The sequence below is a fragment of the Streptomyces sp. MZ04 genome (assembly GCF_004684775.1).
GTDB lineage: Bacteria > Actinomycetota > Actinomycetes > Streptomycetales > Streptomycetaceae > Streptomyces.
The window spans coordinates 1-11,942 of record NZ_SRIC01000250.1; the positions used below are offsets into that span (position 1 = coordinate 1).

Below are 11,942 nucleotides of genomic sequence, written 5' to 3' on the forward strand. Positions count from 1 at the left end.
GCGGGGGCCTTGGGGGCCGCCGCCGTGGCCGCCGTGATGGCGCCCTTCACCGCGTCGGCGTGCTTCGTGGCGTCCGCGGCGGGCAGTTGGCCGCTGTCGGCCTTGAGGATGGCGTCGAGCAGCGCGGTGACCGGGGTGAGCACACCGCCGGCGTCGCCCAGGGTCTTGGTCTGGGCGAGCAGCGCGTCCGCTCCGGGTACCGGTGCGCGGGCGGCCTCCTGGGCGCTGCCGTGGGGGGAGTCGTTCTCGGCGGCGATGACGGGACCGGCCGTCCCGAGGAGGAGTGATGCGCAAAGGACGGAGGTCGCGATACGCCGTGCGGGCAGAGCACGCATGGATGTTCCCTTCGGTGATGCGTCAGATCTTGTGTTCACCGTGAAAGCGGTGAAGGCCGACCGCAACCGAGCGACTGCCATTTGGGGCATGCGGGCCGTGCGGGGTCGCACAGGGGGCGAAGCGGAACGCACGACGGCCGCCCTCCCAGGGGGGAGGGCGGCCGTCGCGGAGAGCCGACTGCCGCAGCGTCAGCTGCCGAGGTGTCAGCTGTTGACGCAGGTGTTGCCGAACGCCGGGTTCAGCAGGCCGATGAAGTTGATGGTGTTGCCGCAGGCGTTGACCGGAATGTGAACCGGAACCTGGACGACGTTGCCCGAGCCGACGCCGGGGGAGTGGGTGGCGGCCCCCTGGGCGCCGGCGTCGGCGGCGGCGATGCCGGCGCTGCCGGCCACGGCGGCAACGGCAACGGAGGTGAGGGCGAAAGCCTTCGCGGTACGCGACATGGAGAGTTGCTCCTTGGTCAGTTGATGCATCGGCAGGGCGGAGTGCCCGGCCCATGGATCAACGGGCGTCGCTCGCGGGGGTTGTGGGCCCAAAAGGGTGATCTGCTGGCGCGAGGTTAACGCGGCGGCGCACGGGTGGCGTACCGGCGGCGTTCCCGGAGTGCGGTGGACGCGCGGTGCTTCACGATTCCGACACACTTGTCAGCCTTCCTGGATAAATTCAGAAAGCGGCTAGTGTTGCTCTCCTCCTGAAGCCATTTGACAGAACGAATGCGGGAAGTTTACGAGGCTAGTGTGACTTTCCCATTTTAATTCTCCATCCTGGTTCGGAATCTTCCCGAAAGGGTAACGCCGGTCATGCGCAATTCCCTGGGCCCGCTTCTGCGCCGTGCGATGCTGTGCGCCTTTTCGTTCGCGGCCGTCTCGGCGACGGGCGGCCCCGCCGTCGCCGCACCCCCCGCGGCGGAAGCGGCGACCACCAAGTTCGCGGAGCGCCACCACGCGCTGCGGCGCGGCGGGGTCGTCCGCGCTGCCAACTCGGTCATCCGTCTCGCCTCGCAGCGAGAGTCCGCCTGGGCCGGTGTGCTCTTCGCCGCTGTCGACGCGAAGCGGTAGCGCACCACCTCCCCCTGAGCAAGGCGCCGTGCATGCAACAGTCATCAACTGCCCTCTGGCCGCGGGTCCTTCACGTCACGCAGCCCGTCGACGGCGGAGTGGCCCGTGTGGTCACCGACCTGGTGGGAGCCCAGCTGTCCGCGGGGATGCGGGTCGACGTGGCGTGTCCGGACGGCGGCCGGCTGCCGGACGCCGTGCGGGGTCTTGGCTGCGGCACCCACCGCTGGGAGGCGACGCGCTCGCCGGGGCCGCGGCTGCCGGACGAGGTGCGCCGCATCGCTCGCATCGTCGACGAGCTCCGGCCGGACGTGGTGCACGCGCACAGCGCCAAGGCGGGGCTCGCGGCACGCATCGCCGTCCGCGGCCGGCTGCCCACGGTGTTCCAGCCGCACGCGTGGTCCTTCGAGGCGGTCGGCGGTGTCACCGCCCAACTCGCCCTGAAATGGGAGCAGTTCGGGGCGCGGTGGGCCTCGCACGTGGTCTGTGTCAGCGAGGCGGAGCGGCGTACCGGGCAGCGTTCCGGGATCGCCGCCCGGTGGTCGGTCGTGCCGAACGGGGTGGACGTCGAGCGCTTCGGGCCCGGCGACACCGACGCGGGCCGGGCCGCGCTCGGGCTCGACGAGGTCATCGCGCACGCGGCGCCCCTGGTGGTGTGCGTGGGCCGGCTCTGCCGGCAGAAGGGACAGGACGTACTGCTGCGGGCCTGGCCGACAGTGGCTGAGCGGCTGCCGCTGGCCCGGCTCGTGCTGGTGGGGGACGGGCCCGACGGACCCGCGCTGCGCCGGCAGGCGCCCCCGTCCGTGCTGTTCGCCGGGGACATCGAGGACGCCGCGCCCTGGTACCGGGCCGCCGACCTCGTCGTCCTGCCGTCCCGGTGGGAGGGCATGGCGCTCGTACCGCTCGAGGCCATGGCCTGCGCGCGCCCGGTCGTGGTCACCGATGTGGACGGTGCGCGCGAGAGCCTGCCGCCCGGACTCGTGCCGCACGGCCTGGTCCCCCGAGAAGACCCCGGGGCCCTCGCTCGGGCCCTCATCGCTCTCCTCGGCGACCGGTGGCTGTGCGCGGAGCTCGGCCGCCAGGCGCACCGCCACGTACGGAACACCCACGACGTGCGGCACACCGCGGACGCTGTCGCGGCCGTGTACCGGGAGCTGCTGGGCGTGGCCCCCACCGAGTGCAGGGAGTCCATCAACCCGTGAGTGCGGAACGAACCGTCGCCACCCCTGCCACGCAGCCACGGGCCGCGGACCAAGCCGTCGTCACCGCGTCGGTCGTCCCTCCCCGCGCGGCCGGGCGAAGCCTGCGGGCGACCATCGGCCTCGGCTCCTCCGTGCGCCGCCCCGCGGCCTTCCCGCTGCTGGCCGTCGACTGCGCCGCGGCCCTGCTCGGCACCCTGCTCCTCGCCGGGCCGCAGCGCCACCCCCTGCTGGTGGCCGTGCTGGTCGTCGGCGTGACCAGCCTGAACACCCGCGCCGCGCTGTACCGCAGGGTGGCCGTGCCCTCCGTGCTCGACGAACTGCCCGTGCTGGCCTGGCAGATCGCGGTGACCTGGGGCGCGGCAGGTCTCCTCGCGGCGAGCTTCTCCGCGCTCGACCCGGTCTCCGCCACCACCCTGGCGTCGGCGGCCGCCCTGCAGTGCGTGCTCAGCTGCGCCGGGCGCGGCGCCGTGTACCTGCGGGCGCGCCGTGCGGTGCTGCGCCAGCCGCGCCCCGCGCTCGTCGTCGGCCCCGGTGGCGTCGCCCGGCGGGTGGCGGACGCGGTCCTTCGCCATCCGCAGGCCGGGGTGCGGCCCGTGGGCATCGTGGCCGAGGCGCAAGGAGAGCGGACGGAAGCGGCCGAAGGCGCCGAACTGCCGGTGCTCCGCACGCTGGAGGAGCTGCGCCGCGCGGTCATCCAGAACAGCGTGCGGACCGTGCTGGTCGTCGGGCCCGACCCCGGCCCGGAGCAGATCGGCTGGCTGCGGTCGCTGAGCGCATCGGGCTGCGACGTATGGGCGGTCGACGCGACCCAGCCGCCGGGGTACGACGCGCCGGGCCGCCGCTATCGTTCCGGGCGCATCGCCGGGTTCCCCTGCCGGCCGCTCGCACCGGCCGGGCAGCGGCACCGCAGCATCAGCAAACGCGCCCTCGACCTGGTGACCTCGGGGATCCTGCTGTTCCTCCTCAGCCCCGTCCTGCTGGTCTGCGCCGCCGTCCTGCGGTCGAGCGACGGCCCGGGAGTGATCTTCCGTCAGGAGCGCGTCGGCCGGGACGGGCGGCCCTTCACCCTGCTGAAGTTCCGCACCCACCGGCCCGCCGATCCGCACGAGGCCGCCACCCGGTGGACCGTCGCGGGCGAGCAGCACATGAGCGGGTTCTGCCAGTTCCTGCGCCGTACGTCGCTCGACGAGCTGCCGCAGCTGTGGAACGTCCTGCGGGGCGACATGAGCCTGGTCGGGCCGCGCCCCGAACGCCCTTACTTCGTCGCCAAGTTCAGTCAGGCGTATCCCGGCTACGCGGAACGCCACCGCATGCCGAGCGGCATCACGGGCCTCGCGCAGATCCAGGGCCTTCGGGGCGACACCTCGATCGAGGACCGGTGCCGCTTCGACAACGCCTACATCGACAGCTGGTCGTTCTGGCAGGACCTGTGCATCCTGCTCCGGACCGCGGCCTCCCTCGTACGCCCGTCAGGGAGTTGACCCGGTGAACAGCGCGTCGATCAGTATCTTCCCGCCCGGCTCACCGGCCGCCGCGATCTCGGCGGCCCTGCGCGGGGCCGCGCCCGTGCTGCCGGTCATGCTGCTCGTCGGGCTGCTCGCGCTGCCCGTGCCGTCGAGCGGCCCCGACTCCGGGGGCGGCACGATCGCCGACGCCGCGTCCGGCCTCGTCGTGCTCTGGTGCGTGGCCCACGCCGTGCGCACGGCGCGGCGGCCGCTGACGCGGACCGCAGCCGTCGTGCTCGGCCTGCCCGTGCTCGGCATCGCGGTCGCCGCCGTCGGCGCGAGCACCGTGTCCGCGGGGACGACCGGCCTGGTGCGCTACCTCCAGATCTTCGTCCTGGTGCCTGCCGCCGTCCTCGTACTCGTCAGGGACCGCCGCGACTTCCGCCTGGTGGCCTGGTCCCTCATCGGCCTCGCGCTGTGGCAGGGCGCGTTCGGCGTCTACCAGTACGTCACGGGCACGGGCGCCACCTACATGGGCGCCGACATCCGGGCCGTGGGCACCTTCGGGGCCTCCGACGTCATGGGCATGGCGACCGTCGTGTCGTACGGAGTGGTGTGCGCCCTGGCCCTCGCGCTCGGCCCGGCGGCCCCGAAACAGCGGCAGGCGGCCGTGATCTGCGCGCTGCTCCTGATCGTCCCCCTCGCGCTGTCCTTCAGCCGCGGCGCCTGGATCGCCACCGCCGTGGCGTGCGGCGCGCAGCTGGCGTTCGCGGGAGTGCGGCGGGCGCTGAAGGTGCTCGCCGCCGTCACCGCCGCGGCGGTCGTACTCGTCGGCGGGTTCGGGATCGGCACCGCGATGCTGCAGGAGCGGATCACCAGCATCACGCAGGTGGCCGACGCCCCGGACCAGTCGATCACCGACCGGTACACGATGTGGGCGGCGGCCGTGGACATGTGGCGCGACAAGCCGCTGACGGGCGTCGGGCTCAAGGCGTTCCCCGACCACCGCGACAGCCACGCGTCGGTGGCCCTCTCCTCCGGCAGCGACACCGGCGGCGCGGGCGCGGAGTTCCGCCGCCAGCCGCTGCTCTCCCCGCACAACATGTACCTCCTCGTCCTCAGCGAGCAGGGGCTGCTCGGCCTGTGCGCCCTCGCGGGCAGCTGGCTGGCCTGCCTCGTGCTCGGGCTGCGGCGCCTGGTGCATGCGCGCGGCGGACCGGGCAGCGGCCTGGACTGCGCCCTGGTCGCGTGCGGGCTGCTCGTGTGGCAGCTCGTGGACTTCGCGTACGCCGACATCGGCGGCCCGTCGACGGTCCTGATGGCGGTCGTGCTCGGGCTCGTCGCCTGGTGGGCGCTGTCCCGGCGGGCGTTGGAGGGGGAGGTCCCGCGATGACATCGACCACCCGCTCCGTCGACGCCGCCCCGGCCGGCAAGGTGCTCGCCCCTGCCACCGAGGCGGCGCCCCCCAAGGGATCCGACCCCTCCAACGGCTTTCTCGCCAAGGCGGCGTTCGTCACCGCCGTGCTCACCGTGGCCGGGGCGGTGCTCGGGCTCGGGCGCGACCAGGCCCTCGCGCACTTCTTCGGGGCGGGCTCCGAGACCGACGCCTTCCTGGTCGCGTGGACCGTGCCCGAGGTGGCCACCACCCTGCTCATCGAGGACGGCCTCGCGTTCGCCCTCGTACCGGCCTTCAGCATGGCCCTGGCCCGCCGCCGCAACGCGCGGGAGGACCCGGTGCGAGAGCTCGTGGCCGCCACGCTGCCGCGCCTCTCGCTGGCGTTCGCGGGCGTCGGGCTCGTCCTGATGGCGGAGGCGTCGCACCTGGTGGCGCTGCTCGCGCCGGGCCTGCCCGACCCGCGGCTCGCCGTGGACTGCACCCGCCTCACCGCAACCTGCGCCCTGAGCTTCGGCCTCGCCGGCTACTGCAGCGCGGCGCTGCGGGCGCACCGCAGGTTCGTGGCGCCCGCCGCCATCTACGTCGCCTACAACGTCGGCATCATCGGCACCCTGTTCGTGCTCCACGGGCGCGGCGGCGTCCGGTCCGCCGCGCTTGGCGTCGCGATCGGCGGCGTACTGATGGTGGCCGTGCAGGCGCCCTCGCTCTGGCGGCAGCTGCGGCGGCGTCCTGTGATCACGCCGAGTGGCACCGCGACGGACGAGGCGTCGGCGGCGCGGCTGATGAGCGGCGCGCTCATCGCCACCGTGCTGCTGTTCGCGCTGTGCCGCCAGTCGCAGGTCCTCATCGAGCGCTTCCTCGCGTCGTCGCTGCCCGCCGGGGCCATCTCGCACCTCAATTACGCGCAAAAAGTCGCCCAGGTGCCGATGATCCTCTCCCTGATGCTGTGCACGGTCACGCTCCCGGTCGTCGCGCGGGCCCTGGCCGAGGGGGACGTCAAGCGGGCCAGGTCCCGCGTCGAACGCGACCTGGCGCTTGCCGCGTGCGTCGTGCTGCTCGGCGCCGCCGTGGTGATCGCGTGCGCGCCGCAGATCATCCAACTCCTGTTCCAGCGCGGCGCGTTCACGCCCGCCGACACCACGGCGACGGCGGCCGTCATGCGCGTGTACGCCCTGGGGCTCCTCGGCCACACGCTGGTGGGCGCGCTGGTCCGCTCGTACTTCTCCGGCCATCGGGTCACGTGGTACCCGCTGGGCGCGATGGCGGTGGGGGTCGCCGCGACGGCCGTCATCGGCAGCCGGGCCGTGGACCTGTGGGGCGTACGCGGCATCGCGCTCGCCAACGCGGCCGGCATCAGCGTCACGGCGATCGTGCTGCTGTGCGGGATGGGGCCGCGCAATGTGCCGATCCGGGTCCGCCGCGTCCTTGCCGAACTGGCCAAGCCAGCGGCCGCGATGGTGTGCGCCACCGGATTCGGCGCGGCCGTGGCGATGCGCGTCGCGTCCCCGCTCGTCGGGGTCGCGGCCGGGAGCCTGACCGTCGCCGGTGTCTTCGCGCTGGTGCTCTGGGCGCTGCGGCCCCAGGCCTTCGAGCCCGTCGTCCGCTCCGTCGTCCCCTCTATCGTCCGTTCCGTCACACGAAAGCTCCCGCATGTCCGTTGACACAGCACGTGGCCACAGGCCCTGGACCCTGCTGCCCGAGGCGCCGATGTGGGTGGCGATGTACCACTCCGTGGACGACTGCGCGGACGATCCCTACGAGATCACCGTCTCCACCGAGCGCCTCGCGGCCCAACTGCGGTGGCTGCGGCGGCAGGGCCTGCGCGGCGTGAGCATGACGCGGCTCCTCGACGCGCGCGCCCGCGGCGAGGGGCGGGACCTGGTCGGCCTCACCTTCGACGACGGGTACACCGACTTCGTCGACCACGCGCTTCCGCTCCTTCACCAGTACGGCTTCGACGCCACCGTCTTCGTCCTGCCGGGCAGGCTGGCCGGCGAGAACGCCTGGGACCCGCTCGGGCCGCGCAAACCGCTGCTCGACGCCGACGGCATCCGGCGCGCGGCCGCCGAGGGGATGGAGATCGCCTCGCACGGCCTGACCCACGTCGACCTCACCAGCGCCGACGACCGGCTGCTGCGGCGGGAGACCAGCGGCAGCCGGGAAGCCCTCGCCGAGCTCGTGGGCCGCGAGGTGGAGGGCTTCTGCTATCCGTACGGCACGGTCGACGCGAGGGTCGTCGACGCCGTACGCGAGGCGGGCTACCGCTACGCGTGCGCGATCTCCCCCGGCCCGCTGACCGGGATCCACGCCCTGCCGCGCGTCCACATCGGCCGGCGGGACACCGCCCTGCGGCTGCACCTGAAGCTGCGCCTCCACCGCTTCCGCCGCCGCGCGGTCCGCGAACCGGCGGTGACTCCGTGAAGGCCCTGCACATCATCACCGGCCTCGGCGTGGGCGGCGCCGAGCAGCAACTGCGGCTGCTGCTGCGGCACTTGCCCGCCTCCTGCGACGTCGTGACCCTCACCAACCCCGGCCCGGTCGCCGACGGTCTGACGGCCGACGGGGTGCGCGTCATCCACCTGGACATGTCCGGCAACCGTGACATGGGCGCGCTGCCCCGCCTCGTGAAGCTGATCCGGGGCGGCGGATACGACCTGGTGCACACCCACCTCTACCGCGCCTGCCTGTACGGGCGGATCGCCGCGCGCCTTGCGGGGACCCGGGCGGTCGTGGCCACCGAGCACTCCCTGGGCGACTCCCAGATGGAGGGCCGCCCGCTGACCGCCGGTGTCCGCGCCCTGTACCTGACCGGTGAGCGCCTGGGCCGGGCCACCGTGGCGGTCTCGCCGTCCGTCGCCGAGCGGCTCAGCCGGTGGGGCGTGCCCCGGCAGCGCATCCACGTCGTACCGAACGGCATCGACGTCGAGCGGTTCCGCTTCGATCCACGGGCCCGGATCGCGGCCCGCCGCCAACTGGGCCTTGACGGCGAGGCGTTCGTCGTCGGCGGGGTGGGGCGGCTCGCGGCGGGCAAGCGCTTCGACGTCCTGCTGCACGCCCTGGCCGCGCTGCCCGGTGACGTACGCGTCCTGCTCGTCGGCGGCGGCCCCGACGAGGCCCGGCTGCGCGCGACGGCACGTGAACTGGGCGTCGCGGACCGGGTGTTGTTCGCCGGGGAGCGCCCGCACCTGGCCACGGGCACGGACGCCGAGGGTGGTGACCTGCCCGCGCTCCTCGCCGCCATGGACGTCCTCGCATCGCCCTCGCCCGAGGAGGCCTTCGGCCTCGCCGTGGTGGAGGGTCTCGCCGCCGGTCTGCCGGTGCTCTACGTCAGGTGCCCGGCCGTCGAGGACCTGCCGCCGGGCGCGTCCCGCGGGGCGCTGCGTGTGCAGGGGGACCCGGATTCGTTCGCCCGGGCGCTGCTGCGGGCCCGGGACGCGGGGGCGCGGCAGCGGCTGCCGCTGGACGCCGCGCACCACTACAGCATCACGCGCAGCGCCGATCAGTTGATGCGTGTGTACGAGACAGCTGCCGCCGGCCCGACCCCGAGACACCCGACCCCGAGACACCCGACGCCGAGATGCCCGACCCGAGACGCGCGACCCCGAGAGTGAGTTCCCGATGACCGAAACCCTTAAGCGAAGGCACCGCCCGGCAGGACCGCCCGCCACGGTGCTCGGCCGCGTCAAGCGCCTTCCCGCGTGGTGGCTGCTGCCGGCCGGTGCGCTGGCCGGCGCCCTGGCCGGTGGCGCGTACGGCGTGGTGAAGACACCGACGTACACGGCCACCAGTTACGTGCTCGCCGTGCCGCAGGGGGAGTCCGACCCCACCGCGGCGCTCGGCTTCGCCCAGGCGTACGGCCGCGTCGCCACCCAGCTCGCGGTGCTCGGCGACGCCCAGGTCGAGTCGGGGGTCTCGCCGCAGACGCTGCGCGACAGCGTGCAGGCGGCCACCTCGCCCGACGCGCCGATGATCTCCATCTCGGCGACCGCCGCCAAGCCCGGCAAGGCGCGCGACATCGCCAACGCGGTGTCGCGGTCCCTGACCAACAACGCCAACCACACCAAGGACAGCACGCGGGTACGGCTGCTCCAGCTCTCCCGGGCGATCAAGCCGGCGGCCCCCGCGTCGGCGTCACCGCCCATGACGGCCCTGGTGGGCGCGAGCGCGGGCGGTCTGCTCGGCGGCCTCGCCCTGCTCGTACGGCCCCGGCGCACCGAGGAGGCGGTGGCGGCCCCCGTGCCCGGACCCGCGCAGGCCGCCGATCTCGGCCGGGAGATGTGATGGCCCCGCACGGCCCCGCGTGCCCCGCCCTGACCGTCGAAGTCTGCGCGGACCAGGAGGAGTTCGGGGCGCTCGCGGCGGCGTGGGCGAGGCTGCACCGCCGGTGCCGGACGGCGACGCCCTTCCAGAGCCATGCGTGGCTGCACTCGTGGTGGCTCTCCTACGGCAGGCGCGGGCGGCTCCGGGTGGTGCTCGTGCGCAGGGACGGCGAGCTCGTCGCCGCCGCGCCGCTGATGCGGACCCGTCTGCCGCTCCCGGCGCTGGTGCCGCTGGGCGGCGCCATCTCCGACTTCACTGATGTGCTGCTCGACGACGAGTACGCCGATGAGGCCTCGGAGGCGCTCGCCGTCGGTCTGTCGAGGCTGGCCCGCGGCGCGCTGATCGACTTCCGCGAGGTCAGGTCGGGTGCCGCCGTGGAACGGATCTACGAACAGTGGCGCGGACCCCGGCTGCGCCTGACGGACTCCCTCTGCCTTGAGCTGCCCGCGGCCTCCATGGACGAACTGCTCGGCCGGCTGCCCACCCCGCGGGCCCAGCGGGCGCGCGCCAAGATCCGGAAGATGGACGCACTGGGCGTCGAGCGGCGGATCGTACGCCATGACGAGGTGGACGCCTCGGTGCGGACACTCCTTCACCTGCACCAACTCCAGTGGCAGGGAAGGAAGGTGACGTCCGAGCACCTCCAGCCGCGGTTCTCCGAGCACCTGATCAGGTCGGTGGGGCTCATGGTCAGGGCGGGCGACGCGGTCGTCACTGAGTTCCGGCTCGACGACGACGTGGTGGCGGCCGATCTGACGCTGCTCTCGCCCGGCCTGGTCGGCGGCTATCTCTACGGCGCGCATCCGCGGCTGCGGGAGCGGAAGGTCGACGTGGCGACCATGCTCCTGAACGCCTGCACCGAGCATGCCGAGGGCGACCGCGCCCGGGTGCTCAGCCTCCTTCGCGGCAACGAACCGTACAAACACCACTGGCGCCCCGAGGCGGTCACCAACCACCGCTTCCTGCTGGCCCGCCGCCGCACCGCCCCCGTGCTGCGGGCGGCCGCCTGCGACGCGGCCGCCCGCAGCCGCTGCAAGGAGTACCTGTGCCGGCGGGAGGAGCGCGGTGGCGGCGGTTCCTGAGGCGTGCCGCCGCCACCGCGCGATGCCGGATCAGCGGCGGCTCCACCAGTCCAGGCGCATGCAGAGCTTGCCGCCGAGCCAGTACTCGACCCAGTCGCCCATCTCCAGCGGGGAGCAGTTGGGCGGATGCGTCGGCACGACCGGCTGGGGCGGCTGGGGCGGCTGGTTCGGCTGCGGAGCCGGCTCGGTGTCCTTGCGGCCGAAGAGCAGGGACCGGTACGCCTTGGACGCCTTGGGGTTGTCCTCGCACTGCCACACGCCGTGCGGGCAGTAGTCGGTGACGGTGTTGTAGAACGGCTTGTGCTTGTCCATCCAGACGAGCATTTTCCGCATGTACTCCTCGTTGTCGCCGTTGCGGAAAAGACCCCACTCGGGATACGAGATCGGCTTGTTGTGGGCGGCGGCGAATTCCACGTGCTCCTGCAGTCCGTACGGCTCGCTCACCTGCTCGGCGAAGGACTGGCCCGCCGGCTGGTCGTAGGAGTCCATGCCGATGATGTCCACGACGTCGTCACCGGGATAGCACTGCGTCCACGGAATGGCGTCGCGGCCCCGGTTCGGGGTGAAGTCGAACTTGAACTTCTGGCCCGGCACCGAACGCATCGTGGTGATGACGCGTTTCCAGTACTTCTTCCAGGACTCCGGGTCGGGACCGCACCGGTGGGTGTACGTGGTCCCGTTCATCTCCCAGCCGAGCACGACGACCGTGTCGGGCACCTTGAGCTTCACGAGGCGTTCGGCCAGGGTGCGGAAATGCTCGTCGAAATCGCCCGCGGCGCCCTTGCGGAGCTGTGAGCGGACTTCCCAGTCACCGACGTTTTCCTCGTTGCGCTCCAGCATGGGGACGTTGAGCACGAAGAGCCGGTCGTCTTTCGCGCGCCGCCACTGTGCCCAGCTCTCCAGGAAGTTCGGCGCCCCCTCGATGTTGCTCCACCGGTCACCCGGCAGATAGGTGTGGCCGACGCGCAGCTCCGCGCCGCCCAGCCAGGTGCTGAGCTCCGCCATCCGTTGTACGCCCTTGGGGCCGTAGTCGAGATAGGCGCCGAACGCCGGACTCCGCTCTGCCGGGACGGGCGTGGTGGGGCTCGGCGGGACGGGTGGTGTGG

At 73.2% G+C, this 11,942-nt stretch carries 11 protein-coding genes and 1 pseudogene; 9 read left to right on the plus strand and 3 right to left on the minus strand.

Translation table 11 applies throughout. The features are described 5' to 3' along the window. Positions 1-335, minus strand: a pseudogene (locus E2651_RS33975) (hypothetical protein); the annotation flags it as partial. Positions 336-539: 204 nt separating this feature from the next. Further along, entirely contained in the window at positions 540-779 is a 240-nt protein-coding gene (locus tag E2651_RS33980) for a chaplin (protein WP_135335105.1), read from the minus strand. A gap of 357 nt (positions 780-1,136) precedes the next feature. Between E2651_RS33980 and E2651_RS33985 the strand changes: the two genes are divergently transcribed. The 9 genes from E2651_RS33985 (at position 1,137) to E2651_RS34025 (ending at position 10,836) form a co-directional block, all read left to right on the plus strand. Beyond that, complete coding sequence (locus E2651_RS33985) at positions 1,137-1,394, plus strand: hypothetical protein (RefSeq protein WP_135335106.1); 258 nt, start codon at positions 1,137-1,139, stop codon at positions 1,392-1,394. Positions 1,395-1,426: 32 nt separating this feature from the next. Beyond that, the gene (locus E2651_RS33990) at positions 1,427-2,593 is read left to right on the plus strand and encodes a glycosyltransferase (protein WP_135335107.1); all 1,167 of its coding nucleotides are present in this window, start codon (positions 1,427-1,429) and stop codon (positions 2,591-2,593) included. After that, positions 2,590-4,074 (plus strand): sugar transferase, encoded by a 1,485-nt coding sequence (locus E2651_RS33995; RefSeq protein WP_135335108.1) that lies wholly within the window; start codon positions 2,590-2,592, stop codon positions 4,072-4,074. Before E2651_RS33990 ends, E2651_RS33995 begins: the two co-directional genes overlap by 4 nt. A 97-nt stretch (positions 4,075-4,171) precedes the next feature. Next, a complete protein-coding gene (locus E2651_RS34000; RefSeq protein ID WP_135335114.1) occupies positions 4,172-5,431 on the plus strand; it encodes an O-antigen ligase family protein in 1,260 nt (419 codons plus the stop codon). Beyond that, on the plus strand, positions 5,428-7,095 hold the full coding sequence (locus tag E2651_RS34005; RefSeq protein ID WP_135335109.1) for a lipid II flippase MurJ: 1,668 nt from the start codon (positions 5,428-5,430) through the stop codon (positions 7,093-7,095). The genes E2651_RS34000 and E2651_RS34005 overlap by 4 nt, the downstream gene beginning before the upstream one ends. Continuing rightward, complete coding sequence (locus E2651_RS34010; protein ID WP_245239396.1) at positions 7,085-7,855, plus strand: polysaccharide deacetylase family protein; 771 nt, start codon at positions 7,085-7,087, stop codon at positions 7,853-7,855. Before E2651_RS34005 ends, E2651_RS34010 begins: the two co-directional genes overlap by 11 nt. Then, entirely contained in the window at positions 7,852-9,045 is a 1,194-nt protein-coding gene (locus tag E2651_RS34015; protein WP_135335110.1) for a glycosyltransferase, read from the plus strand. Before E2651_RS34010 ends, E2651_RS34015 begins: the two co-directional genes overlap by 4 nt. Positions 9,046-9,052: 7 nt before the next feature. Further along, the gene (locus tag E2651_RS34020; RefSeq protein WP_135335111.1) at positions 9,053-9,715 is read left to right on the plus strand and encodes a lipopolysaccharide biosynthesis protein; all 663 of its coding nucleotides are present in this window, start codon (positions 9,053-9,055) and stop codon (positions 9,713-9,715) included. Then, a complete protein-coding gene (locus E2651_RS34025) occupies positions 9,715-10,836 on the plus strand; it encodes a GNAT family N-acetyltransferase (RefSeq protein ID WP_135335112.1) in 1,122 nt (373 codons plus the stop codon). The genes E2651_RS34020 and E2651_RS34025 overlap by 1 nt, the downstream gene beginning before the upstream one ends. Positions 10,837-10,866: 30 nt before the next feature. Here E2651_RS34025 and E2651_RS34030 read toward each other — a convergent pair. After that, positions 10,867-11,942, minus strand: a 1,076-nt coding sequence (locus E2651_RS34030; RefSeq protein ID WP_135335113.1) for a glycosyl hydrolase, incomplete at its 5' end; no start/stop codon positions are given.